The following is a 24,855-nucleotide window of genomic DNA, read 5'->3' on the forward strand; positions in this document are numbered from 1 at the left end:
TGCTCTATCGACTATACGGCAGCACTTAATCTGCCTGCCGTATAGTTGGCAATAGCCGTATCCTGAACACCTGTGCCACTGAGGTCGCAGACTGTGATCTGTTCAGTTGCAGTTCTGAGCAACTGCTGGCGCGCAATCAGTTCGCCGAGCTCATAGACCGCTTTCGGGAAAGTGCCGGTAAAATGATGCAGTTCGCCGATAGTTTCTGACTGGCTGCGCCTGTCCACTACCATGAAATCCGCATTGGCCAGTATGGCTGACTCCAGCTCCTGTTTATGGCTGTTGTCTGACCCCATGGCCGTAACATGAGTGCCGGACTTGAGATCTGCCCAGTGCAGCACCGGCTCGGATGATGGGGTGGTCGTGACCACGATATCCGCCTCGGCACAGGCTGAGCGAGCAGAGTCATGCAGTACCACCTTGAGGCCATGATGCTCGGCCATGCGCTGTTGATAGGCTCGCATCCGTTCGGGGTTGCGCGCGTGGATATGTACCTGATCGATATCCCTTACCAGTTTCAGGGCTGCAACCTGAAACTCTGCCTGCAGCCCTGCGCCCAGCACTGCCACGGAGCGGGCGTCTTCCCGCGCCAGGTATTTTGCTGCCAGCGCACCGGCCAGCGCTGTGCGCAGATCGGTCAGATAGCCTTCATCAAAGAGGACTGAATCGACAACACCGGTGCGGGCTGAAAACAGCACCATCAACCCACTGAGGCTGGGTAAGCCCAGCGCCGGGTTATTGAAAAAGCCGGTGCTGACCTTGATCGCAAAGCGCTCATTGCCCTTGATATGAGCTGTTTTTATATCCACTTCACCAACCATTTCGTCGTTGCGTTCAGTGATATTCATGCTCAACACCGGTGGCATGGATACCTCACCACGCCCAAGTGCAGCAAAACCCTCTTCAACGGCGCGCAGGGCGTCATGATCCAGCCTGGCAGCGCTGCTGATCTGTTGTTTGTTGTATATCTTCATATGCATGTCCTGACTGGGCGCGATGTAATCTCTATATATGCGGGTCTGACGCCGTTGCTTGGTGCTCTGGGTTGATCAGGAGTGAGTGGGTACAGCGAGCTTGCGTGCCTGGTCAAAGGTGTCGAGTGCAACATTCTGCCCACTGATTACCAGCACGATCTGCTTGCCGCGAACATCGATCCGATGCTCCTCAATGGCCGCAATTGCGCCAACCGCAGCGCCTTCAACCAGCATTTTTTCCTCTTCAAGAAAGTTCAGCATGGCACGCGCAATCGCTTCTTCAGATACCCGCCAGCACTGGTCCACTACCTCTTGCACCAGCGCGAAGGTGTGTCGGTTTTCAAGACCTATTCCCCCGCCAAGGCTATCGGCAAGGGTTTCATACTCGGTAACCTGAATCGGATGGCCAGCTTCCAGACTTGCGATCATGGCCGCACCCTTGTCCATGGTTGCACCGATAATGCGGATATCCGGGTTAATACCTTTTGCCGCCAGGCCGATCCCACTGAGCAGCCCTCCACCGGACAGGCCGGCAAAGATCATCTCGACCTGTGGTAGATCTTCCATAATCTCCAGCGCAATGGTGCCCTGGCCAGCGATAATATCCGGGTGATCAAAGGGGGGCAGGTAGGTCATGGACTCTTCAGCAACCAGCCGCAACGCTTCGGTTTCGGCTTCATCCTGTGAGTTCCCGATGATACGTACCTCGGCACCCAGTGCCTTGATGGCGCCTACCTTGTTATCCGGCACCAGGCTGGACATGCAGATCACCGTGCGTATACCGAGCTGTTTTCCGGCGTAGGCGATGGCACGTCCGTGATTGCCCGTGGAGCAGGTGACGACACCCTTTGCAGCCTGCTCGGGTGTCAGCCTGCTGATCGCATAACTGGCACCGCGCAGTTTGAAGGCTCCGATAGGCTGGAGGTTTTCGAGCTTCAGCCAGGCATCGCAACCGAAGCGCCGTGACAGCGCTTCGGAACGGATCAGTGGCGTGCGGGTAACCTGGCCCTGCAACAGGTGCCGAGCCAGGTAGATGTCGCGAAGGGTGACACTGTGCATCCTTGCGACTCCAACTTACTTCGGCTGCCAGCTGCCGCTGGTGACCAGTTGATCCATGACCTTGTTCACGGCACGTTCGGCACGGGCCACAACATCATCCACCTGATCGCGGGTAATGATCAGCGGTGGTGCAAAGCCCAGGATGTCACCATGTGGCATGGCACGGGCAATCAATCCTTCCTGCAGGCAGGCTGCGGAGATCTGAGGGCCGATCTTGAGGTTCGGATCAAAGTGCTCACGCTTGCTGCGATTGCTGGAGAACTCCAGTGCTGCCAGCAGGCCGATGCCGCGTACTTCACCCACCAGCGGATGATCCGCAAAGGTGCCCTGCATGCGCTGTTGCAGGTAGGCACCGGTATCACGTGCATTGGCGGTCAGGTTTTCGCGCTCAATGATATCCAGATTGGCAAGACCCGCCGCCGCACCCATCGGGTGACCGGAGTAGGTGTAGCCATGGCCGATGGCACCGAACTTGTCAGTACCGGTTTCCAGCACCTGCCAGACCTTGTCGCCCACAATCACACCCGACAGTGGCTGGTATGCGGATGTCAGACCCTTGGCTACTGTAATCAGGTCGGGCTTCATCTCATAATACTGTGAGCCGAAATCAACACCGATACGGCCAAAACCACACACCACTTCATCAGCGATCAGCAGAATGTCATACTTGTCCAGCACCTTGCGGATCTCGGCCCAGTAACCGGCGGGTGGTGGAACAATACCGCCGGTACCCAGTACCGGTTCACCAATGAAGGCTGCGACAGTATCCGGGCCTTCGGCCAGAATCATCTTTTCCAGCTCATCGGCGCAGTAGCGTGAGAAATCCTCTTCGCTCATGCTGTCGTCCGGGCGGCGATAGTAGCTGGGCGCCACCGTATGCTTGATGCGATCCAGCGGCAGATCGAAATGCGCATGGAACACCGGCAGGCCCGTCAGCGAACCGGCAGCGATGCTGGAGCCATGGTAGCCGCGATCTCGAGAGATCACTTTTTTCTTCTCTTTACGGCCCAGAATGTTGTTGTAGTACCACACCAGTTTGAGCTGGGTTTCGTTGGCATCCGATCCGGACATACCGTAGTACACCTTGCTCATACCCTGACCGGCGAGCTTGATGATCCGCTCGGAGAGCTTCACCAGGGCTTCGTTGGTGTGGCCAACGTAGGTATGGTAATAAGCCAACTGTTTAGCCTGCTCATAGATGGCGTCTGCCATTTCGTCGCGGCCATAGCCGATATTGACGCAATACAGACCGGCAAAACCATCAAGCAGCTCCACGCCTTCGGAGTCATGAATATAGATGCCTTTGGCACCGGTGATGATGCGCGCAGGGCTTTCTCCATGTGCGTGCTGCTTCAGATGGGTGGATGCATGGAATACATTCTGGCGATCTATCTCGATCAGTTTCTTGGTATCTATCATGATGTTGTCCTCGTCTGCCACCAAACACTGGCGACTGCTGTTCTGAATAAAGTGTGCTTAAAAACCCGCGGCCAGATTGCCCAGGCAGTAGTATTTGATCTGGCTGAACTCATCCAGCCCGTGTCGTGAACCTTCGCGTCCGAGTCCGGACTGCTTGATCCCTCCAAAGGGGATCGGCGGTCCAGTCATCTTCACGGAGTTAACGCTGACCATGCCGAACTCGAGCTGCTGCATCAATCCCCAGATCTGTCGGATATCTTTACCGTAAATGTATGCAGCCAGGCCATATTCGGTATCATTGGCCAGGGTAACGACCTGTTCCAGATCATCATAAGCCATGACGCCGGCTACCGGGCAGAAATTTTCCTCCCGGAACACGCGCATCTGCGGTGTGATATCGGCCAGCAGGGTCGGCATGAAGTAGTGACGACCTGGCGCGTCGAACTGATCACCTGCAATCAGACGTGCGCCCTTGCTCATGGCATCATCAACCAGTGACGCTGCCTTGTCGACCGCCTGCTGATTGATCAGTGGCCCGAGGTCTGTGTCCGGGTCCTGTCCATTACCGGTTTTCAGCTGTGCCATGCGACGGGCAAAAGCTTCGAGAAACGCTTCATAGCTGTCGCGATGAATAAAGATGCGATTGGCCGCCAGGCAGTCCTGGCCGCTGGTCTGAAACTTGGCATCCACGGCTGCCTTGGCTGCCTCGTCCGGATCCATATCCGGCAATGCAATGAAGGGAGCGTTGCCGCCAAGCTCCATCGAACACTTCTTGACCGTGCTGGCGGCCTGCTCCAGCAGCAGGCGACCGACGCGTGTGGAGCCGGTGAAGGAGATCGCCTTGACCGTTTCATGCTTGCACAGGATTGCTGAGATCATCGCCGGATCACCAGTGATCACATTAAATACACCTGCCGGCAAGCCTGCTCTGTCGGCCAGTTCCGCAAGGGCCAGTGCCGAGAAGGGTGTTTCGCTGGCGGGTTTGACCAGTACTGTACAACCTACGGCCAGTGCAGCCGCAGCCTTGCGCGTGATCATCGCGTTGGGGAAGTTCCAGGGCGTGATCAGAGCGGCAACCCCGATGGGTTCTCGCACCGTGCTCAGCTGTGCATTGGGAATATGGCTGGGCATGGTTTCGCCATAAGCGCGACGACCCTCTTCTGCAAACCAGCGAATGAATGAGGCGCCATAGTCGATCTCACCCCGGGCATCCCTGAGTGTCTTACCCTGTTCAAGGGTGATCAGCAGCGCCAGATCTTCACGATTTTGCAGGATCAGATCATACCAGCTCATCAATTTCGCAGCGCGATCATCGGCAGACAGGGCGCGCCAGCTGATGAGAGCCTGATCGGCCTGCTCAATGGCTGTGTTGATCTGCTCAGGCTGCAGGTCCGGAATTCGGCCGATAAATGAATCATCAGCCGGATTGGTAACGGATGTGTCCTGCCCGTTGCTGCTGGCAACCCATTTACCATTGATATAGGCCAACTGACGCAATAAGCGCGGATCCTCTAAGAAATGCATGATGTAGGCCCTCTTTGCCAATATCTGTCGGCCACCTCATCCAACCATGCGTTGATGTCTGTCTGAGGTGGCCTGTCGTGTAGATTGTTCAGGTCAGTGGTTGTGCTTACGAAGCGAGTAAGCGGCGCTGATACCTGATTGATGTGTCTACTCTACAGAAAGAGCCTTGTGAAAGTTTTCTGTTACCTGTGCAGGGGCGTGGTGTTTTTTCTGTTTGCGACAGGCAGGCAGTGGGTTTTTTCTGGTGTTATCAGGAGTCATCCGGTTCCAGTTGTGGTGGGGTATGCTTGATCATTTTGGTGACAATCAGGGTGAAGTAGCGATCTATACCTATATCGGCTTGCAGCCACTCATCGATCAGCCGCTGATACTGGTCTATGTCCATCGCCACCACCTTGAGCAGATAGTCTATCCCGCCACCCGTCGCGTAACACTCAGTTACCAACGGGCACTCCTGCATAGTGGATTCAAAGCGCTTGAAGGCTTCCAGATTGTGCTTTTTGAGGCTGATCTCTACCAGCACGGTTGATTGCTTGAACAGAATTTCGGTATTGATTCGGGCGCTGTAGCCGAGAATGATACCGGAATCTTCAAGCCGCTTGACCCGCTCCCAGCAGGGTGTAACCGACAGATTAATAGCCTCTGCCAGGCCACTTTTCGTAATGCGACCATTTTGCTGCAAGATACGCAGAATTTTAAGGTCGTAGTTATCCAGACGCATGGGGTTTCCTGTTAATCAGATCGAAATCAAGGGATAAGATCAGCAATCACAGCCAGCGTATCACCCATATCGGCAAGCGCCGGATAGCGACGCGCCGCCAGAACACCGCTGCGCTGTGCATGGTATTCGGCTGGCTCAGTGCCCGTACGCTCCAGTGGATGGATACGTGCAATCAGATCGCCCTTGTTAACAGTGTCGCCCAGATTTCGGGTGAGTTCCAGTATGCCTTTATGCGTGCTGATCACATAGCAGCTGGCATCCGGCATATCCAGTTGCATCACGGGTGCATCCGGCAGCTCAGGCTTGCCGGGCAGAATCCCCGCGAACTTCAGGAAATTACTGACCCCGGTATCTGCCAGACGCATCGAATCAGGTGTCGTGGTGCCGCCGCCTCTGAGTTCAGTGGTGACAAACACCTTGCCCTGAGACTCCACGGCAGTATCGTAGAGTGAGTCAGCATCCAGCTCGAACATGATCATGGTGGCCGGGGTGCCGAAACAGCGAGCGCCCTCAATGCAACGAGCTTCCTGCTCCTTGTCGGGCAGGCGGTGAGCGGCAGAGAAGGGGATGAAATCGAGCGTTTTACCACCGGAATGAATATCCAGCGCGTAGTCGCACAGAGGGATCAGGTAGCGCTGGAAATAATCGGCAATACGCTCCGTGATACTGCCCTGAGGATCGCCGGGGAAAGCGCGATTCATATTGCCCTTGTCGATAGGGGAGGTACGCGTACCGCTGCAGACTGCCGGATAGTTCATTGCGGGCACAATAATCACGCGCCCTTGAATCTCCTCGGCTTTCAATGTCTGCGTCAGCTTCAGCAGTGCGGTGATCCCTTCATATTCATCGCCATGATTGCCACCGGTCAGCAGGGCTGTGGGTCCGTCACCGTTTTTCACAACCGTGACAGGTATCATAATGCAGCCCCAGGCGGACTGGTCGCTGGAGTAGGGTAGCTTCAGAAAGCCATGTTGCGTGCCTTCACGATCAAAGTCGACGGTGGGGGTAATGGTTGTATCGCGCAAGGTGGCCTCTCTGGCTGGTGTGCTGTGATTCATTGAGTGTCATCTTCCTTTTCAGGCGGAACCTGAGAACCTGTTTTTGTCGGCCATGCGATATTGATAAACAGGTTCTGAGGTCCGGGATCTCAGGCTTTTACAAACAGCTGGCGTGGATAGCTGCAGAAGGTTTCCGCACCATTTTCGGTGATCAGAATGCTTTCTGTCGTTTCGATACCCCAGTCATCCAGCCACAGGCCGGGCATGAAGTGGAAGGTCATGCCCGGTTTCAGCTCGGTATCGTCACTGCAGCGCAGGCTCATGGTGCGCTCGCCCCAGTCGGGCGGGTAGCTCAGACCTATAGGATAGCCGCAGCGTGCATCGCCACGATCAAAACCGAAGCGCATCAAAGTCTCATTCAGAGCACGCGTGATATCGCCGCAGACATTGCCGGGTTTGGCAGCTGCAAGTCCGGCCTCCAGGCCAAGGTTTATCGCCTCTTCGGCGCGTCTGAACTCAATCGGCGGATCGCCCAGAAAAATAGTGCGTGCCAGAGGGCAGTGGTAGCGCTTGTGGCACCCTGCAATCTCAAAGAAGGTGCCTTCGCCCTTCACAAATGGCTTGTTATCCCAGGTCAGATGCGGTGCCGATGCATCCTTGCCGGATGGCAGCATGGGGACGATAGAGGGATAGTCGCCGTTATGGCCATCATGGCCCATGCAGCCGACTCGATAGATCTCACCGACGAGGATATTCTTCGGCATACCCGGCTCGATCATATCGAAGATGCTGCGATGCATATTCTCGACAATACGGGCCGCCACGTTCATATAGGCGATCTCCTGAGGCGACTTGATGGTGCGACACCAGTTCACCAGACCTGTCGCGTCAATCAAGGTGGCATCCGGCAGACCACGTACCAGTGCTCCATAGGCCTTGGCACTGAAATAGTAGTTATCCATCTCGACGCCGAACACGCCCTTGTTCCAGCCACGTGCCGGCAAGACCTCTTCACACAGATAATCCAGTGAATGAAAGGGCGGGTTCATCACATACTTGTCCGGGTAGGAGGTGATATCCTCTTCCGGCATATAAACCGTTCGGCGCGCCCCGTTGGCATCGATGCCGCGCCCATACCACAGCGGGTTGCCCGTCTGGGCAATGACGACACATTGGGGCGTGTAGAATGACCAGCCGTCATAGCCGGTCAGCCACGCCATATTGGCTGGGTCATGAACGATGAGAGTATCGATCTCCTGCTCTGCCATGGCGGTGCGGACCTTGGCCAGACGCTCGGTGTACTCTTCGAGACTGAATGACAGGTGAATCTCATGCATATAGTCTGATTCTTCTAAAGCCTGCGATCAGCAGGACGGGTTGATGAAAGAAACATCTTTGTGCTGATGGGCCACCAATACCACCTGAAGGAGGGCGATGTCCAGTGCGCACGTTTTTGAAACCAGGCAGCGGCTGGCGAATGTAGCCGCAGACCTGCGGTAACCGACTTGCCCTTTCTGGAAGAAAAGAATAGCCGCCTACCTGTTTTTATATCAAATAAAACTGATATGCACGCCGCTGAACGACAGTCCCTGCATGAGATGCGACATGCATATCGGTTTCAATCAGAACACAGTTTTCAGCCAGGGCTTCAGACTACAAGCGTCGGGCACTTTGCGGTGCTGGCCACGCGTTGTGAAACACTTCCCAGGAAATAACCCTCCACATCGCCATTGGTGCCACGAGATCCCATCACTATCAGATCTACATCTCTGGACTTGGCGAATTTGACAATGGTTTTTGATGGCCGTCCACCCTTGACGAAAGCTCTGACCGGATCTGCCCCGCGCTCGATGGCATAGCGCTTGGCATGTTCGGCCACATTGGTTGCGAACTCCTTCAGTGCCGTGTCGGGAAGATGCAGATCCTCCGGCCGGACCATCGACATCGACGCTTCAAACAGGCTGTGATGCTTATACACACAGAGCAGAAAAATCTCGGCTGATGTCAGTTGCTGCAGTTGAACGGCCTTGTCCAGCGCAGCCAGTGCGCCTTCAGAGCCGTCGACCGGAACCAGAATACGTTTAAACATGATACTCTCCTCAGCGGAACGCCAGATCCCTCAGGAACAGCGAGATTTGCGGGAAGATGATGATCAATGCAGCTGACAACACCAGCATGAAGACAAAGGGTGGAGTGCCTCTGATCACCTCCCAGTAAGGGCGCTTGAAGATCGCAATTGCCGTGAATATGTCGCACCCGAAGGGCGGTGTGGCTGAGCCTATGGCCACCATCAGCGTGATCAGAATTCCGACCAGCACAGGATCCAGCCCGGTTGATGAGATGGCAGGTGCAAAGATCGGAGTCAGAACCAGAATGACCACAATCGGATCGACAAACATGCAGGCGATGAAGAAGGCGACTGCAATGGCGATCAGCACGCCGGTAGGTCCTGCTTCATTGATACCGAAGGTGCCCAGCAGGGCTTGGGGTATCTGAGCAAATGAGATGATCCAGGAGAAGCCATTACCGACCGCCACCAGAATAAATACCACGGCAGTGATCAACCCGGTGGACTTGGCTATCTTGTAGATATCGATCGCCTTCAATGAGCGGAAAACGATAAACTCCAGAATCACAGCATAGAGCACACAGGCTGCGGCCGCTTCGGTGGGGCTGAATACCCCGCCATAGATACCGCCGACTATGATTACCGGGAAGCCCAGTGGCCAGAGCGCTTCCTGAACTGCCTTGAGACGCTCCATCCAGCCGGTTTTCGGCTCGGTTGGCACATCATGGATGATGGCATAGGCGATGCAGTAGATGGAGAACAGGAACAGAATCAGCAGGCCAGGGCCTATCCCAGCAATGAATAGCTCGCCGATCGAGGTGCCGGAGATGACGCCATAGATGATCATGCCGATACTGGGTGGGATCAGAAAGGCGATATCACTGGAGTTGATGATCAGCGCCAGCGTAAAAGAATCCTTGTAACCCGCTTTGAGCATGCGCGGGCGCAACGGAGATCCGACCGCAACAACAGTGGCCTGAGTGGAGCCGGATACCGCGCCGAACAGGGTGCAGGATGCGGCTGTACTTACAGCCAAGCCACCTTTGATATGGCCGATGAAGGCCATCACCATATTCACCAGACGGTTGGCCGACTGGCCTCGGGTCATGATGTCGGCTGCCAGAATAAACATCGGAACAGCAATCAGGGCAGCGGGTCTGATGCCCCCCATCAGTTGTTGAATCAGCGTGTTCATCTGACCGAAGCCATCGAACATCATGTAGAAACCGATCAGTGCTGCTGTCACCAATGGAATCATCATCGGGAATCCCAGCAGCAACAGAAGGATCATGGTGCCCAGCATTATTGTCATCATTGTTATTGTCCCTCACCCTTGGCTTGCTGGATCAAGCTTTTCTAGCATCACGCTTGATGTATCAGACTTCTGTTTCAGTATCGGCGTAGCCATCGACAACATGGGTCGACAGATAAACGTCCTCTGAGGTGATATTCTTGATACCCGTCATGAAGTACTGTATCCCGGTCACGGCAAATCCGATCGGTACCCAGAGGTACATCAGATAGATCGGAATCGACAGGGAGGGCAGTAATCGGCCCGTGCTGTAGGTGCTCTGAATATATCCGATCGAGAAGTAGCAGAGCATGAACATTATACCGGCTGTGAAAAAAGCGATGATTATCATCAGAGCGCGTCTGGCCTTGACCGGCAGGGCATCATACAGTGCAGACATGCGGATATGGCGACCATGCCGGGCTGCGTAACCAATGCCCGCAAACGTGATCATCACGATCAGTATCCGGTTCACCTCTTCAGAAAAAAACAGGCTCTCGCCGAACACGAAACGGCCCACCACATTGGCAACGGTATTCACTGCCATCAGCAGAACGCCGACGGCCAGTATTACGGCTTCGATACGACTGATCATGATGTCGATCTTGCCAAGAATACCTGGTAGTCCGGATACAGCCTGTTCGTTCAAGTCATCCGTCATGTGGCACCCCACTATGGCATGGTGTCTGAATCTCAAACGGGCGCAAAGCACTCCATGCACTTTGGCCCGTGACTCTCAGTGTTAACCTCAGTTGCCTGTCACGGCCTCAAGATCGGCCTTGAACTGGTCAAGCAGTGCCTGACCACGCTCGCCGGTCATCTCGATAAAGCGTGCTTCAACCTGTGGTGCGCGATCGCGGAAGGCCTGGCGTTCCTCTTCTGTCAGGCGTGTTACTGTGACATCAGGCTTGGCGGCCAGAATCTTCTCCAGTGATTGCTCGCTGAGACCGGGTACATACTCGGTGATGTAGTCAAACGCGTGAGCAGTCGCATCATGGACCAGTTGCTTGTCCTCATCAGACAGGCCGTCGAAGAAACGCTTGTTTGCCATCATGGCGGTGGTGAACTGACCATGTCCGGTAAAGATCAGGTTCGGTGAAACTTCATAAAGGCCACCGGATTCGATCCAGAAGATCGGGTTTTCCTGACCCTGGATGATGTTGGTCTGCAAACCGCCGTAGACTTCACCCCAAGGCAGGGGGGTAGGTGTTGCACCGAATGCACGATAGGTTTCGGTCAGCAGAGGGTTGGTCATGGTGCGTATGTTTTTGCCACGGAACTCCTCAGGTGTGCGCACAGGAGTATCCGCGGTGACCACCATCTCGCCTTCCGGGTACATGGTCAGCAGCTCAAGACCCTGCTCGGCATAGAGTTCGGGGAACATCTCATTGATCGCGCTGCTGGTGCGGAAAAATTCTATGATCTGATCATCTTCAACCGGCAGCAGGTAAGGGATGAAGAAGATCTGTGCTTCAGGGATTATGGCACCGGTAAAGCCGGGAGACTGGTTTACGAACTGCAGTATGCCTGCCTGAGTCTGCTCCATGATGTCATCGGATTCGCCAAGTTCGCCAAAGCGGAAAACCTGAACCGTGTTGGAGGAGTTGGCTTCGACATACTCCTTGAACTTCTGTGCGAATACATCCTGTACATCGCCCTCGAACTCCTCATGCGCATAGCGCCAGTTTGCGGCTTCGGTATCAACGCTGTAGCTCACCATACCGGCCATCAGAACACCCGCCAGTGCGGTGCTTAGAAGTGTTTTCTTACTCATGATTCAATCCCTCGTCGCTTTATTATATGAAGATCGAAAAAGGAAAAAGGGGTCAGGTACATTTAAGGCAGGCCTTAAATGTACCTGACCCCTTTTTCTTTTTCTTGCCACTTTTTCTCTGTTGTGATTTGTTTCAGAAACATGCCTGAAACCCAGACCATTGATTAACTATACAGAGACGCGGAGGGACTTTTTTTCTGTAACGCTTGATGTGAGTTGCAGTTTTTTCTGTTTCAGAGGGTGTGAGATGAGGTTTTTTCTGCGTTTGCCGCATGGTGTCAGGGCCTGCAGCGGGTAGGCGGGCTTAAGGTGGTGATGGAGGGGAAAAGGCAGGTGTGCGATCAGCGCAGCTCCTGCCTGTCGGGTTGTTGCGCTTACAGATCCGGGTGGGCTGACAAGGCTTCCAGCAGCTTTTTCATCTCTTGATCGGTGCCGATAGAGATGCGCAGGAACTGATCAATACCTGGTTTTTTGAAGTGTCTGACCAGAATGCCGAGGTTGCGCAGGTAAGCCATCAGTTCAGCTGCATCCTGTTGCGGATGAGTGGCAAACACGAAGTTGGCAGCCGATGGCAGCACTTGAAAGCCCAGTGCCTCCAGTTGAGTGCGCGTTGTTTCGCGCGTGTTGATGATCCTGTTGCAGGTGCTGCGGAAATAGTCACCATCTTCCAGCGCCGCAACAGCCGCTGCCGTAGCCAGCATATCCAGCGGGTAGGAGTTGAAGCTGTTCTTGACTCTTTCAAGGCCTGCTATCAAATCCTCCTGGCCCATCGCATAACCCACGCGCATGCCTGCCAGCGATCCGGATTTGGACAGGGTCTGAATCACCAGCAGGTTCGGGAAGCGGTCAATCAGACTGGCTGCGCTTTCGCCACCGAAATCTATATAAGCCTCATCGACAATCACGACACTCTCAGTATTGCGCTGCAGGAAGGACTCAATCTCTGTCAGTGATAGCAGAATACCGGTTGGCGCATTGGGGTTGGCAAAAATCACTCCCCCATTTTCAGTCGGATAATCGCTCAGATTGATGCTGAAATCTGGGCGCAGGCTGATTTTTTCATGCTCTATATCCAGTAAATTGCAGTAAACATCGTAGAAACTATAGGTAATGTCAGGAAAAAGCAGGGGGCGCGGCTGGCGGAAAAATGCCATGAATGCCAGTGCCAATACTTCATCGGAACCATTACCGGCAAATACCTGACTTTCGTTGATCTGAAAGCGTCTGGCGACAGTCTGTTTCAGCGTCGTGGACTCGGGATCGGGATAAAGGCGCAGGCGATCTACCTGAAATTCGCGCAGCACACGTTCGACCCCAGGCGAGGGCGGGTAGGGGTTTTCATTGGTGTTGAGTTTGATCAGGTTCTGTACTTTAGGCTGTTCGCCCGGTGTATAGGGCACCAGAGAGCGGATCGCAGGACTCCAGAATTTACTCATTGTCAGTATCACCGGCATGAATGGGGGTGTTAATAGAGGATCTGATTATCGGTTTCGCACATCATAACAAAGGCAGGGTGCGCAGGACACAATACAGAAGGTTAAAGATCTGTACTGTGTTGCGTCTGAGCTGGATCGCTGAAAATGAAAAGGTTGCTGGTATCAGGATGATTGATTGTGCAGATATTCCGGTAAGGGGGTGTCATCACCACGATCCAGAGCACCGATATCCAGCATCGGGGCGGCATCAATATGGTGTGCGCCCAGAATATGGGCCACTCTCTCCAGGGATGCGACGACCATTGATTGCTCCCACTCATGCATATCATCAAACTGGCGAATAAACATATCCTGCAGAGTGGTGGGGGCTGATTTCAGCAGCTCCTGTCCCTCATCTGTCGGTACAACATGTACCTTGCGCTTATCCTCCTGGCTGCGTTCACGCCGCACCAGCGCCTTGCGCTCCAGGCGGTCAAGGATGCTGGTCACGGTTGCCTGGGCCAGGTTCATCTCTTTGGCCAGCACGCCAACTGTTACCGGGCCATGCAGCCTCAGGGTCTGCATCAGCATCAGTTGTGGCATGGTCAGGCCAGTCATCCGACTCAGGTGCTTATCATGAAGATCGGTTGCACGAATAATCTGTCTCAAAAGTACCAGGACTTCGTGACTTTTTTGCATAAGGCTCGCCAGACTCTGTTGTGTTTCGCTCAATGGAGGGCGATTTTTAGCCTGATTGTTCAAATAATGCAAATTAATTTTGACCACCTCCAGAAAAATATTTTGTAACGCAATGCTATATATATGTAGCACTTCAGGCAGTATTTATCAATTTTTCCTCTATATTCGGGGTGTCAGTACTATGCGCTAACGGGTTGAAATTGATCCAGTGATATGTTTTATAATTAAAACCATAGTATTACTAAATAAATGAAAGGCTATGGATATCAAAACAATCACATTGCGGAAGCCCCTCCCAACCGACGGGCTGTCTTTGAATGAGCTGGTGGAGAGATGCCCGCCTCTTGATACGAATTCAACCTACTGCAACCTGCTGCAGTGTTACGACTTTGCCAATACCTCGATAGCGGCTGAGGACAGTGATGGAAAACTGGTCGGGTTCATCTCCGGCTATATTCCACCTGCGCGTAACAAGACACTGTTTGTCTGGCAGGTGGCGGTCGACCCTTCATGCCGTGGTCAGAGTCTGGCCAAACGCATGCTGACGGAGTTGATCAACCGAACCAATGCCGATTTTGGTGTGCGTTATATAGAGACGACCATTTCACCCGGCAACACCGCTTCGGAAGCGCTGTTCGCCCGCGTGTTCAAGGAACTCTACGCCCCGGTTCGAGAAGAAGTGCTGTTTTCGAGCAGTGAGCACTTTGAAGACAAGCATGATGATGAGGTGTTGTACCGCGCGGGCCCCTTCATTCTGAAGCAGCCTGGCAGTCGCCCCGTCGTGAAACAGAATTTAAAAAAGGAAACACAGATGAATATTTTCGAACAGGTAGAATCAGAAGTACGCTCTTACTCACGCTCTTTTCCAGTTGTCTTCAACAAGGCTAAGGGTGCATCTCTCTTCACTGAGGATGGTAAGGAGTACATCGACTTCCTGGCCGGTGCAGGTACCCTGAATTACGGGCACAACCACCCAGAGCTGAAAGAAGCACTGATCGACTATATTGCGTCTGACAGCATCACACATGGTCTGGATATGTACTCCAGTGCCAAGGGGCGTTTTCTGGATACCTTCCATAACCTGATCCTGAAGCCGCGTGGGATGGAAAACTTCCGCGTACAGTTCACAGGCCCGACCGGAACCAATGCGGTAGAAGCAGCTCTCAAGCTGGCACGTAAGGTTAAGGGCCGCAGCAATATCATCGCCTTTACCAATGGCTTCCATGGCGTTTCGGGTGCAGCATTGGCTTGTACCGGAAATCAGCATCATCGTGGCGGTATGGGTGCGTCACTTAACGACGTTACGCGCATGCCGTTTGATGGTTACCTGGGCGAAGGTGTCGACACGACTGAGTATCTGGATAATGTGCTGTGTGACCCAAGCGGTGGCGTTGATAAACCTGCTGCGGTTATCGTTGAGACGATTCAGGGTGAGGGTGGTTTGAATGCCGCGTCCAGCAGTTGGCTGCGCAACCTGGAAAAGGTCTGTCGTAAACATGACATGCTGCTGATAGTGGATGATATTCAGTCCGGTTGTGGTCGTTCGGGTCAGTTCTTCAGCTTTGAAGAGTCAGGCATCAAGCCGGATATCGTGACGCTGTCTAAATCAATCAGTGGTTATGGATTGCCGTTTGCAGTAACCCTTTTCCGCAGCGAGCTGGATATCTGGAAACCCGGTGAGCATAACGGCACTTTCCGTGGCAACAACCATGCGTTTGTGACCGCGGCCAAAGCGTTCGAAACCTTCTGGGCTGATGAAACCTTTGCCAAAGAGGTTCAACGCAAGGCGCAGAAGATGCGTGATGGTCTCCAGGCATTGATTCGTCGCCATGGGCAGAAAAGCATGACGCTCAAGGGGCGCGGCCTGATGAGTGGTATTGAGTGCGAATCCGGTGAGTTGGCCGATAAGGTGACCAGTCGTGCATTTGAGCTGGGCCTGATCATCGAAACCAGCGGTTCGCGTGGACAGGTTGTGAAGTGTCTGGTTCCGCTTATAATCAGCGACGAGCATATCGAATTTGGTCTGCGTGTGCTGGATAAGGCGTTTGCAGAAGCACTGTCAGAGCAGGATCGTAAAGCGTCTTGATCAGCCTACTCAACTCATTACATTAAGGAATTCATCAATGATCGTACGTACTCTGAAAGAGTGCCAGCAGTCTGAGCGCCGTGTCGTGACCGAAACCTGGGAAAGCACTCGCATGCTGCTCAAGGATGACAATATGGGGTTTTCATTCCATATCACGACCATCTACAAGGGCACGGAAACACATATCTGGTATCAGAACCACCTCGAATCGGTCTATTGCATCAGCGGCCAGGGTGAGGTTGAAACCATTGCCGATGGCAAGGTCTATCCGATCGAGCCAGGCACGCTGTATATCCTGGATAAGCACGATGAGCATCTGCTCAGAGCAACAACAGAAGATATGGTCATGGCCTGTGTTTTCAATCCGCCGGTTACCGGGCGTGAGGTTCATGATGAAAATGGTGTTTATCCCCTGTGTGACTGAGCAGGGGCACCTCAAAACAACGCGCATTCAGCGTGGGATTAACCTGAACAGGGAGTCCAATGCATACTGTTGAAAAGATTGGCGGCACATCAATGAGCCGCTTTCAGGAACTGATGGATACTATTCTGATCGGCGGCCGTGAAGGCGCCGATCTCTATAACCGAATTTTTGTGGTGTCTGCCTATGGCGGCATCACCAACCAACTGTTGGAGCATAAGAAGTCGGGTAAGCCCGGTGTCTATGCCAGCTTCGCAGATGCCGAGAGCGAGCACGCCTGGCGTACATCGCTGACCAAGGTGAAAGAGAGCATGCTGGCAAAAAATGCCGAACTCTTTGCCGAAGGAACAGATCGCGCCAGAGCAGACAGATTTATCCTTGAGCGCATAGATGACGCTGAAGCCTGCATGGACAGTCTGCAGAAGCTCTGCTCCTATGGCCACTTCAAGCTGGATGAGCACCTGATGAAGGTGCGCGAGATGCTTGCCTCACTGGGCGAAGCTCACAGTGCCTACAACAGCGTGCTGGCACTCAAGCGTGCGGGTGTCAATGCGCGCCTCGTGGATCTCAGCGGTTGGCATCAGGAGCAGCACCTGCCATTTGATGAGATGATCCGTAATCATTTTGACGGTGTGGATCTGACCTCAGAGCTGCCGGTAGTGACTGGCTACACGCATTGTGCCGAAGGGCTGATGCGTACCTTTGATCGCGGTTACAGTGAGATGACCTTCAGCAAGATCGCCACGGTCACCAACGCGGCAGAAGCGGTGATACACAAAGAGTATCACCTGAGCAGTGCCGACCCTGCAGTGGTTGATATGGATAAGATCGTCACGATCGGGCGTACCAACTATGATGTGGCGGATCAGCTCTCCAATCTGGGTATGGAGGCGATCCATCCCAAGGCAGCCAAAGGGTTGCGTCAGCAGGGCATCAAACTGCGTATTAAGAACGCTTTCGAGCCGGATCATGATGGAACAGTGATCTGCCAGGACTATCGCAGTGTCGAGCCCTGTGTGGAGATCATTGCAGGGCGCCGTAATGTCTTCGGTATAGAAATATTCGATCAGGAGATGCTGGGTGACAGCAACTACGATATAGAGCTGTCACGTCTGCTGCATCAGTTGAAACTCTATGTGGTCAATCGTGATTCGGATGCGAACAGTATCACCTACTATGTTGCGGGTTCACGCAAGATGGTCAATCGCGCACTGCGTTTGATCAGTGAGCGCTATCCTTCGGCGGAAGTCAGCTTGCATAAGGTGGCCATAGTATCCGCGATAGGTTCTGATCTGAAGGTGTCCGGAATATTGGCTCGGACCGTAAATGCCCTGGCGGGAGCGGGGATCAGCGTTCAGGCGTTGCATCAGTCGATGCGTCAGGTCGAGATGCAGTGTGTTATCGATCAGGATGATTATGAAGGTGCCGTCAAGGCGCTGCATCATGCCCTGATTGAACAGGAAGGTCATGGTGATGTGATCTGCGCAGCTTGATGCGCAGATCATACATTTGCTCCATACTGAAGGGTATGACCGGGATGGCTCCGGTCATACCTCAGTGTTCGATCTGCAGGCGCAGTGAAGGGTACTGATCGGATCAGCAATCACTGCTCAGGTTAAACCGTATCAGGCGTGCTCGTCGTAGACATCCTGGATCTGGCGCATCAATCTGCGCTCTTCCATCAGGTCTTCAATCTCACGTCGTCTTTTTCCATTGTATTTCAAACGGCTACGGCCTAAATCTTCCTCTTCGGTAAACTGTTCGTTCCAGTCGTCTATCTCATCGACGGCGACTTGATCGACACGAATCTTTGTGCCCATCGGTTCTGCTCTCACAGATTAAGTGTTGATATTGGCGTTACTGGCTCGGGTTCATACCCTCAGACCACTCATCTTCAATATAGCAAAGAAATCAGACTACACTTCTATTGGCTCTGTTCTTTGCACGCCTGAAAATGATCCGGCTGATAAGCGCGAATATAAGCAGCTTTGCTGGCATCCACAAAATTAAAATATTTTATTGGAATATTATTTTTTAACTATAAATGGCTATTAAAGAAGCAGTTAACCTGTTGCGCGACAGGTATTCCGCTTAACTGTCATGATCTTGATGTAAGCTTGCTTTTGCTGCAGGTGCGAAATGGATAGAATGAAATCAGGAAACCCATTGATCAGGATGGTTATACGATCTCATCCCGGGAGCAGTTGAATGTCGACCAGATACCTGAAACGCTTTTTCAAGCCCGCTTCAATCGTCGTGTTTGGTGCATCTGAACGCGGTGACAGCATGGGTGGTGTTGTTCTGCGTAACCTGCTTGAGGCAGGCTATGAGGGCAAGCTGATGGTGGTGAACCCCAAAGGTGCCAAGCAGGTACACGGTGTTACCTGCTATACAGGCGTAGCTGAATTGCCACTGGTACCTGATCTTGCCATTATCTGCTCACCTCCGGAGACAGTGGCTGGGATCATCCGCAAGCTGGGTGCTCACATGGTGCGTGCGGCCATGATCCTGACCGGAGGGCTGTCTATTGTGGATGATCTGTCCAGTCGCACCTTGAAGGATGAAATCAAAGAAGCTGCCCGCTCGTATGGCATCAGGATTCTGGGCCCGGACTGCATGGGTATGCTGGTGCCGGGTTCAAATATGAACGCCAGCTATGCCCACACCAATATCCGCAAGGGTAAGGTGGCGTATATCGGGCAGTCGGGACTTATCGGAACGGCCATCATCGACTGGGCGAATGGACAGGAGATAGGTTTCTCTCACTTTCTCACGCTGGGAGAGGGGGTCGATGTCGACTTGCCTTCCATTATCGACTATCTGGCCTCTGATCCAATGACGCATGCGATTCTGCTGCAGATGGATCGAGTGGTGGGCTCAGCCAGAGACTTCATTTCCGCGTTGCGTGCTGCATCACGCAACAAGCTGGTGCTGGTATTAAAGTCGGGAATCGTGCCGGATGGCCGCATGGTCAAGGTATTGGCAGATGGCATTGCCGATGACGATATCCTTTACGATGCCGCACTGAGGCGAGCCGGGGCGGTGAGGGTTGAAACATCGGATCAATTGTTCAATGCTCTCGAAACGCTGAATCGCATGAAGCCGATGCGCGGAGAGCGTCTGGCAATCGTCTGTAATGGGATGGGGCCGAACGCGCTGGCCAATGATCGGCTGATGAAGAAAAACGGCGTACTGGCAACGCTCAGTGAGGAGACAGTCACAGCATTGAGCGAGCTGCTGCCTGCGCACTGGAATGGTTGTAATCCTGTTGATCTGGATTCGGATGCCACTGCGGAACGGTTTGCTGCTGCCATTCAGATTCTGTGCAAGGATCCGGGTGTGGATGCGGTGCTGTCAATCCATGCGCCGACACATATGGCTCCGGGTCTGGATACGGCAAGGGCGGTGATCGATACCGCCCACAAAACGCCACGAAATATCCTATCCTGCTGGATGGGCAGGGCTTCTGCCATTGCCGCGCGCAACCTGTGCAATGGTGCAGGCATCATGACGTTTCTGACGCCAGAAGAGGCGGTTGATGCCTTCATGCACATGGTTGACTACCGCCGCAACCAGGAGGCAATGCGCCAGACCCCCTCTGCCTATCAGATGCACAATCTGCCCAATCGTCAGCGGGCCAAGGCTTTGCTGGAGCGAGTTGCAGAGGAGTCACGGGATTATCTGACTCACGCCGAGAGTTGTGATCTGCTGGAGCTGTATGATATTCCAACACCCCGTACTCATTACTGTCGCACCATAGAGGAGGTGGTGGAGTCTGCTCGTCAGTTGGGTGGCTCCATCGCAGTGAAGGCTCTGCATCAGGGCAATATTAACCCTTTCTGTTACGACAAAAAAAGTCATCAGCGCTGGCAGGATCTTGCACTGGATCTTTACTCACTGCCGGAGGTGAAACACTCGGTAACCAAGCTTGCTTATCGGGTCAGTGAGCGCTACCCGCCGGAGCAGACGCATGGATTTGTTGTTCAGCAGATGAAGCGAGGATTTCAATCACTGCAGATCAATGTCGGCATAACGCGTGATGCGGTCTTCGGGCCACTGATCGTGTTTGGTGTCGGTGGGTATCAGGTGGATGTACTGGCTGATCGACAAGTGATGTTGCCTCCTTTGAATTCGGCGCTGGCGCGACAACTGGTGATGCGATCAAGGGTCTATCGTATCGTTACCGAAAACAGCTATCAGCCGGAACGGGATGTCGATCATCTGTGTGAGATACTGATGACCCTGGGGCAGATGGCGGTAGAGTTGCCGCAATTGAAAGCACTCGAGATCAACCCTCTGCTGTTGAACAAAAGTGGTCTTCTGGCGGTGGACATGACGGTTTCACTCGGGGACCCGGTAGCTTCAGCTATTTCGCCTTATCCGGAATATCTGACTGAAACGGTCACGTTGAAAAAATCGGGCCAGAAGGCAATCCTCAGAGCTATTCGTGGCGAGGATGAACCTGAGCATCTGGCTTTTTACAATCACCTTTCCCCCCAGTCCATCCGATTACGCTACTTCTACAGTCGCGGCGTGCCGACGCATCACGAGCTGGCCAACTGGACTCAGATAGATTACGACCGTGAGATGGCTTTCATCATTTCACGGCCCAGGCAGGATGGTCAGGGAGATGAAACCCTGGGTGTCGTTCGAGCCGTTACCGATCCAGACAATATTCGCAGCGAGTTTTCTGTAGTCATCAGAGATGATCTGCAGGGTGAAGGGCTGGGGGTGATGCTGATGGAGAAGATCATAGAGTATTGTCGCAGCAAGGGAACCCTGATGATCATGGGCTCAACCCTTCCGGCGAACAAGAGTATGCAGGCGCTGGCGCGAAAACTGGGCTTCAGTGTCAGTTACAATATGGAAGAGGATGTCGTAGATATGAAACTGGCTTTGCATGAGCCTGCCGAAGACTGGCAGATATACCGTCTTCAGCAGTCCTGATCAGGCTGTATATGCTCCAGTGTGAGCTCAGGAGCAAAACATCTCATGCAAAGTGTTGATTATCTTGATCGCCTTGTCACCATTCAGAGAATAGTAAATGGTCTGGGATTCCCTGCGCGTCTTGACCAGACCGTCTCGCCTGAGTACAGCCAGGTGCTGTGACAGTGCCGATTGACTGAGATCAAGTCTTCCATTTAACTCGGTGACAGACATTTCGCGGTCATTGAGATTGCACAGAATGAGCAGGCGGCTGTCATTGCCCAGTGCTTTCATCAGTTTTGCAGCTTTGGCTGCATTTGATTTCATCTGCTCGAGGCTTTCTGGAGAAAGTGAAGGCAGCGGGGAGCTGCTTGGGTGAGTTTCTGTGTGTAAGGCTGCCAATTTGAACTCCTGATTTATCAGGTTATAAGCGGAGTGCTGTTTATTATTATGGTGCATCGAAATGCGTATGCAAAAATAGCACAACTTCCGAATGATATCACTTGTCAATTCTTCTTTTGTACAGTGACAGGGTGAGGGCTGGCTGCTATGTTATTCGATAAGCTAATGTAAGGACTCGGTTTCGTTACCGACTGACATGAATAATGCACTTTTCATGAGACCGCAGATGAACCCGCATCAGGATGCATGTACATGAATGCCAGGCGAAGGGCGTTGACCAGTGGGTTACTGTGCGCCGGGCTGATGCTTGGATTACCGACGATCTTTTCAGTCAGGACAGCCAGTGGCCAATTGAGAGCTGATTTTGAGCGCTTTCATCGCATGATGGAGAGTCAATTCGGTGCTTCAAGAGTAACGGTGTCACGCGCCTGGGAGCAGATGCTGCGCGCTGCGGTAGACAGAACCGAGATGGAGCAGGTGCAGATGGTCAGTCAGTTCTTTCATCAGCATATACGTTATCGGCTTGATATTAATCTTTATGGTATGGAAGACTACTGGGCTTCTCCGCTTGAGACGCTTGGGCATGGCATGGGTGATTGTGAGGATTATGCGATTGCCAAGTATGTCAGTCTGCGCATGCTTGGTATCAGTGACGCCAACCTCAGGATGATCTATGTTCGGGCACGTATCGGCGGCTCCCGCAGCACGATTACCGAGGCACACATGGTGCTGGGTTATTATCCTCAGCCAAATGCTGAGCCTTTGATTCTGGATAGTCTGGTGCGTGATATACAACCCGCAAGGGATCGACCAGACTTGCAACCTGTTTTCAGCTTTAACGCCGCAGGCTTGTGGACACCCGGAGGGACTACCTCGGTGGCAAGTCCAACTGCGCGTTTGTCACGCTGGCGTAACGTACTTGATCGAATAGAAAATGAAGGATTAGTCTGGTGAGTCTAAGCATATGAAACAGGTGACTGAAGTCAGAATATTCAACAGGGAGAAGAACTAGCATGTCCCTTATCAAACAATTATGGATTGCCGTCATCATTCTGATGACGATCGCATTCTTCAGTAGCCTGTCGATCAGTATTTTCTCGGCCAGAGAGTATTTTGAAGAGCAGCTGCATCTCAAGAATATCGATAACGCCAACTCTCTCGGGCTGACATTGTCACAGCTTGAAAAGGATCCGGTTACGATCGAGCTGCTGCTGGCTGCCCAGTTTGATACCGGTCACTACCAGTTCATTGAGCTGGTTGATCCTCAGGGAGAGGTAATACAGCGTAAGCAACAGGAGGGTGCGAGTGAGTATACAGCGCCTGACTGGTTTATCCGCATGGCGCCATTGAATGTCGATACAGGAGTGGCATTGGTTCAAGATGGCTGGAATCAGTACGGTGTGCTGCGGCTGGAAAGCCATACCCGTTTTGCACATGAGGCGCTCTGGTCAACCACCAAAGAGTTACTGCTCTCGTTCTTTGTCGTTGCATTTGGTTGTGGCCTGTTGGGTACCCTGATTCTGAAAGTGATCACACGACCGCTGGATGATGTGGTTTCTCAGGCTGAGGCGATCGGTGGACGACGTTTCATTACCTCTCATGAACCACGTACGCTGGAGTTTGGGCGTGTTGTGCGTGCCATGAATATTCTGTCTGAGCGGATACGGCAGATGCTGGATGTTGAAGCCCGGCGTCTGGAGGAGATGCGCTTCAAGAACCAGCATGATGCAGTGACGGAACTGCCCAATCGTGAATACTTCCTGAACCTGCTGGATGCGCAGCTGACGCGTGATGACGCAGCTGGCCATGGATCTTTGTTTATGGTCAGGCTGAGTCACCTGGCAGAGATCAATAAATCACTGGGCTACAAAAAAACTGATGAGCTGCTTTGTGCTGTCGCGGAGCTTCTCAAACAGATTACGGCAAAGCATCCAGATGCTTTCAGTGGGCGCTTGAATGGTAGTGATTTTGCTTTGCTGATACCCGGCAGCGAAGACCTTGGCAATATCAGCGACGAACTGATTACTGCGTTAAGAGAGCTTGTAAAAGATATTACAGAGGATAAGGTTTATCTGCCTTTGTCAGCCTGCTGCTACACCAAAGCTGAATCGCGAGGTGTAGTGCTGATGAGGGGTGATAACGCCCTGGCTATCGCTGAGCAGCGTGAAGACACCTGTGCTGAAATACTCAAGACATCTGGTGCGGAAGAGCAGTTCCAGAGTGCCGACAAGTGGCGCGAAGCGCTGGAGTATGCCTTGGAAACGCTTGGCGTGCGCATCCATACCTTCTCGGTTAAATCGCCAGGCGGCGAGGTGATACATGATGAAGCGATGATGAGGCTTGAGCTGAATGGTGAGTTGCGCTCTGCCGGTTACTTCATCCCTTGGGCGAAGCGATTGAACCTGATGCCTCGCCTTGATCTGGCGGTCGCCGCTGCTGCAATAGACAGACTGAAGAGTGGGGCATCAGAGCATATCGCAATAAACCTCTCTGTAGAGGCGATTTCAGATGCCGGCTTCAGGCGGCAACTGGTTGAGCAGCTCAAAGAGGTGCCAGAGCTGTGCTACAGGATATGGCTGGAACTCCCGGAAAAATCGGTATTGAACAGCCTGGAAGCCTTCCGGGATTTCTGTATGGTGATCAAACCACTGGGTGTGAAAATCGGTATGGAGCGTGCGGGTGCTGGCTTCTCTGAAATTGGCGAATTGCAGGATCTGGGGCTGGATTATATCAAGGTGGATAGCGCGTTCGTTCGTGATCTTCCGGACAATGTTGGTAACCAGAACTTTGTCCGAGGACTGGCAACGGTTGCGCACTCGATCGGCATGCTGGTGATTGCCGAAGGGGTTCAGACCGAACAGGAGATAGCAGCATTGCGTGATTGTGGTGTGGATGCCATGACAGGGCCGATTATCGGCTGATACGACAAGAGCCCGAAAGCGCTCTTTTTATGTCTATATATGGGCAGATGAAAAGGGGTCATGAAAAGGGGTCAGGTACATTTACGGCGAGCCGTAAATGTACCTGACCCCTTTTCACATACCCTTTTCAGGAGCAGTTGCTAGTTGAACAGTTGCA

At 53.1% G+C, this 24,855-nt stretch carries 21 protein-coding genes and 1 pseudogene; 7 read left to right on the forward strand and 15 right to left on the reverse strand.

Translation table 11 applies throughout. The annotated features are described in order from the left end of the window. Window positions 1–11: 11 nt before the first annotated feature. The 13 genes from F7R27_RS11720 to F7R27_RS11780 form a co-directional block, all read right to left on the reverse strand. Complete coding sequence (locus F7R27_RS11720; protein ID WP_151704437.1) at window positions 12–974, reverse strand: cyclodeaminase; 963 nt, start codon at window positions 972–974, stop codon at window positions 12–14. 75 nt (window positions 975–1,049) lie between these two features. Continuing rightward, on the reverse strand, window positions 1,050–2,033 hold the full coding sequence (gene eutB, locus F7R27_RS11725) for a hydroxyectoine utilization dehydratase EutB (protein ID WP_151704438.1): 984 nt from the start codon (window positions 2,031–2,033) through the stop codon (window positions 1,050–1,052). A gap of 15 nt (window positions 2,034–2,048) precedes the next feature. After that, window positions 2,049–3,452: an aspartate aminotransferase family protein gene (locus tag F7R27_RS11730; RefSeq protein ID WP_151704439.1), complete on the reverse strand. Its 1,404-nt coding sequence runs from the start codon at window positions 3,450–3,452 to the stop codon at window positions 2,049–2,051. 57 nt (window positions 3,453–3,509) lie between these two features. Beyond that, the gene (locus F7R27_RS11735; protein WP_151704440.1) at window positions 3,510–4,976 is read right to left on the reverse strand and encodes an NAD-dependent succinate-semialdehyde dehydrogenase; all 1,467 of its coding nucleotides are present in this window, start codon (window positions 4,974–4,976) and stop codon (window positions 3,510–3,512) included. Between the two features lie 250 nt (window positions 4,977–5,226). Next, window positions 5,227–5,697 (reverse strand): Lrp/AsnC family transcriptional regulator, encoded by a 471-nt coding sequence (locus F7R27_RS11740; protein ID WP_151704441.1) that lies wholly within the window; start codon window positions 5,695–5,697, stop codon window positions 5,227–5,229. 26 nt (window positions 5,698–5,723) lie between these two features. Further along, window positions 5,724–6,755, reverse strand: a complete 1,032-nt coding sequence (gene doeB / locus F7R27_RS11745) for a N(2)-acetyl-L-2,4-diaminobutanoate deacetylase DoeB (RefSeq protein WP_206060486.1) — start codon at window positions 6,753–6,755, stop codon at window positions 5,724–5,726. Window positions 6,756–6,844: 89 nt separating this feature from the next. Next, window positions 6,845–8,032: an ectoine hydrolase DoeA gene (gene doeA / locus F7R27_RS11750; RefSeq protein ID WP_151704442.1), complete on the reverse strand. Its 1,188-nt coding sequence runs from the start codon at window positions 8,030–8,032 to the stop codon at window positions 6,845–6,847. 311 nt (window positions 8,033–8,343) lie between these two features. After that, complete coding sequence (locus F7R27_RS11755) at window positions 8,344–8,784, reverse strand: universal stress protein (RefSeq protein WP_151704443.1); 441 nt, start codon at window positions 8,782–8,784, stop codon at window positions 8,344–8,346. A gap of 10 nt (window positions 8,785–8,794) precedes the next feature. After that, the gene (locus F7R27_RS11760) at window positions 8,795–10,078 is read right to left on the reverse strand and encodes a TRAP transporter large permease (protein ID WP_151704444.1); all 1,284 of its coding nucleotides are present in this window, start codon (window positions 10,076–10,078) and stop codon (window positions 8,795–8,797) included. Between the two features lie 61 nt (window positions 10,079–10,139). Continuing rightward, on the reverse strand, window positions 10,140–10,715 hold the full coding sequence (locus F7R27_RS11765) for a TRAP transporter small permease (protein WP_151704445.1): 576 nt from the start codon (window positions 10,713–10,715) through the stop codon (window positions 10,140–10,142). An 87-nt stretch (window positions 10,716–10,802) separates the two neighbouring features. Next, window positions 10,803–11,828, reverse strand: coding sequence for a TRAP transporter substrate-binding protein (locus F7R27_RS11770; RefSeq protein WP_151704446.1), 1,026 nt, complete (start codon window positions 11,826–11,828; stop codon window positions 10,803–10,805). Between the two features lie 374 nt (window positions 11,829–12,202). Then, the gene (gene hisC / locus F7R27_RS11775; protein WP_151704447.1) at window positions 12,203–13,264 is read right to left on the reverse strand and encodes a histidinol-phosphate transaminase; all 1,062 of its coding nucleotides are present in this window, start codon (window positions 13,262–13,264) and stop codon (window positions 12,203–12,205) included. Window positions 13,265–13,426: 162 nt separating this feature from the next. Next, on the reverse strand, window positions 13,427–13,942 hold the full coding sequence (locus tag F7R27_RS11780) for a MarR family winged helix-turn-helix transcriptional regulator (protein ID WP_151704448.1): 516 nt from the start codon (window positions 13,940–13,942) through the stop codon (window positions 13,427–13,429). A 259-nt stretch (window positions 13,943–14,201) separates the two neighbouring features. On the opposite strand from F7R27_RS11780, the pseudogene ectA reads away from it, so the two are divergent. The 4 genes and pseudogenes from ectA to F7R27_RS11795 all read left to right on the forward strand — a co-directional run. Further along, window positions 14,202–14,681, forward strand: a pseudogene (ectA, locus tag F7R27_RS18730) (diaminobutyrate acetyltransferase); the annotation flags it as partial. 72 nt (window positions 14,682–14,753) lie between these two features. Continuing rightward, window positions 14,754–16,028: a diaminobutyrate--2-oxoglutarate transaminase gene (gene ectB / locus F7R27_RS11785; protein ID WP_206060495.1), complete on the forward strand. Its 1,275-nt coding sequence runs from the start codon at window positions 14,754–14,756 to the stop codon at window positions 16,026–16,028. Between the two features lie 37 nt (window positions 16,029–16,065). Then, window positions 16,066–16,452, forward strand: a complete 387-nt coding sequence (locus F7R27_RS11790) for an ectoine synthase (RefSeq protein ID WP_151704450.1) — start codon at window positions 16,066–16,068, stop codon at window positions 16,450–16,452. Between the two features lie 59 nt (window positions 16,453–16,511). Next, window positions 16,512–17,942 carry an aspartate kinase gene (locus tag F7R27_RS11795; RefSeq protein WP_151704451.1) on the forward strand — a complete coding sequence of 477 codons (1,431 nt, stop codon included), beginning with the start codon at window positions 16,512–16,514 and terminating at the stop codon, window positions 17,940–17,942. A gap of 132 nt (window positions 17,943–18,074) precedes the next feature. Here the strand turns inward: F7R27_RS11795 and F7R27_RS11800 are convergent, their stop codons facing one another. Further along, window positions 18,075–18,269 carry a PA3496 family putative envelope integrity protein gene (locus tag F7R27_RS11800; protein ID WP_151704452.1) on the reverse strand — a complete coding sequence of 65 codons (195 nt, stop codon included), beginning with the start codon at window positions 18,267–18,269 and terminating at the stop codon, window positions 18,075–18,077. Between the two features lie 388 nt (window positions 18,270–18,657). Here F7R27_RS11800 and F7R27_RS11805 point away from each other — a divergent pair, with 388 nt between their 5' ends. Beyond that, window positions 18,658–21,396, forward strand: coding sequence for a bifunctional acetate--CoA ligase family protein/GNAT family N-acetyltransferase (locus F7R27_RS11805; protein WP_151704453.1), 2,739 nt, complete (start codon window positions 18,658–18,660; stop codon window positions 21,394–21,396). A gap of 27 nt (window positions 21,397–21,423) precedes the next feature. Here F7R27_RS11805 and F7R27_RS11810 read toward each other — a convergent pair whose 3' ends face one another. Then, window positions 21,424–21,702 carry an ArsR/SmtB family transcription factor gene (locus F7R27_RS11810; RefSeq protein ID WP_151704454.1) on the reverse strand — a complete coding sequence of 93 codons (279 nt, stop codon included), beginning with the start codon at window positions 21,700–21,702 and terminating at the stop codon, window positions 21,424–21,426. A 327-nt stretch (window positions 21,703–22,029) separates the two neighbouring features. On the opposite strand from F7R27_RS11810, the gene F7R27_RS11815 reads away from it, so the two are divergent. Then, entirely contained in the window at window positions 22,030–22,731 is a 702-nt protein-coding gene (locus F7R27_RS11815; protein WP_240776356.1) for a transglutaminase-like cysteine peptidase, read from the forward strand. 59 nt (window positions 22,732–22,790) lie between these two features. Then, on the forward strand, window positions 22,791–24,698 hold the full coding sequence (locus F7R27_RS11820; RefSeq protein ID WP_151704455.1) for an EAL domain-containing protein: 1,908 nt from the start codon (window positions 22,791–22,793) through the stop codon (window positions 24,696–24,698). The last annotated feature ends 157 nt before the right edge of the window (window positions 24,699–24,855 follow it).

This window comes from Nitrincola alkalilacustris (genome assembly GCF_008973755.1).
In the GTDB taxonomy this organism is placed as follows: domain Bacteria; phylum Pseudomonadota; class Gammaproteobacteria; order Pseudomonadales; family Balneatricaceae; genus Nitrincola; species Nitrincola alkalilacustris.

Coding starts and splice junctions, on each gene's coding strand:
- F7R27_RS11720 (WP_151704437.1), bottom strand. CDS start 974: ATGAAGATATACAACAAACAACAGATCAGCAGCGCTGCCAGGCTGGAT.
- eutB (WP_151704438.1), bottom strand. CDS start 2,033: ATGCACAGTGTCACCCTTCGCGACATCTACCTGGCTCGGCACCTGTTG.
- F7R27_RS11730 (WP_151704439.1), bottom strand. CDS start 3,452: ATGATAGATACCAAGAAACTGATCGAGATAGATCGCCAGAATGTATTC.
- F7R27_RS11735 (WP_151704440.1), bottom strand. CDS start 4,976: ATGCATTTCTTAGAGGATCCGCGCTTATTGCGTCAGTTGGCCTATATC.
- F7R27_RS11740 (WP_151704441.1), bottom strand. CDS start 5,697: ATGCGTCTGGATAACTACGACCTTAAAATTCTGCGTATCTTGCAGCAA.
- doeB (WP_206060486.1), bottom strand. CDS start 6,755: ATGAATCACAGCACACCAGCCAGAGAGGCCACCTTGCGCGATACAACC.
- doeA (WP_151704442.1), bottom strand. CDS start 8,032: ATGCATGAGATTCACCTGTCATTCAGTCTCGAAGAGTACACCGAGCGT.
- F7R27_RS11755 (WP_151704443.1), bottom strand. CDS start 8,784: ATGTTTAAACGTATTCTGGTTCCGGTCGACGGCTCTGAAGGCGCACTG.
- F7R27_RS11760 (WP_151704444.1), bottom strand. CDS start 10,078: ATGATGACAATAATGCTGGGCACCATGATCCTTCTGTTGCTGCTGGGA.
- F7R27_RS11765 (WP_151704445.1), bottom strand. CDS start 10,715: ATGACGGATGACTTGAACGAACAGGCTGTATCCGGACTACCAGGTATT.
- F7R27_RS11770 (WP_151704446.1), bottom strand. CDS start 11,828: ATGAGTAAGAAAACACTTCTAAGCACCGCACTGGCGGGTGTTCTGATG.
- hisC (WP_151704447.1), bottom strand. CDS start 13,264: ATGAGTAAATTCTGGAGTCCTGCGATCCGCTCTCTGGTGCCCTATACA.
- F7R27_RS11780 (WP_151704448.1), bottom strand. CDS start 13,942: ATGCAAAAAAGTCACGAAGTCCTGGTACTTTTGAGACAGATTATTCGT.
- ectB (WP_206060495.1), top strand. CDS start 14,754: ATGAATATTTTCGAACAGGTAGAATCAGAAGTACGCTCTTACTCACGC.
- F7R27_RS11790 (WP_151704450.1), top strand. CDS start 16,066: ATGATCGTACGTACTCTGAAAGAGTGCCAGCAGTCTGAGCGCCGTGTC.
- F7R27_RS11795 (WP_151704451.1), top strand. CDS start 16,512: ATGCATACTGTTGAAAAGATTGGCGGCACATCAATGAGCCGCTTTCAG.
- F7R27_RS11800 (WP_151704452.1), bottom strand. CDS start 18,269: ATGGGCACAAAGATTCGTGTCGATCAAGTCGCCGTCGATGAGATAGAC.
- F7R27_RS11805 (WP_151704453.1), top strand. CDS start 18,658: ATGTCGACCAGATACCTGAAACGCTTTTTCAAGCCCGCTTCAATCGTC.
- F7R27_RS11810 (WP_151704454.1), bottom strand. CDS start 21,702: ATGAAATCAAATGCAGCCAAAGCTGCAAAACTGATGAAAGCACTGGGC.
- F7R27_RS11815 (WP_240776356.1), top strand. CDS start 22,030: ATGAATGCCAGGCGAAGGGCGTTGACCAGTGGGTTACTGTGCGCCGGG.
- F7R27_RS11820 (WP_151704455.1), top strand. CDS start 22,791: ATGTCCCTTATCAAACAATTATGGATTGCCGTCATCATTCTGATGACG.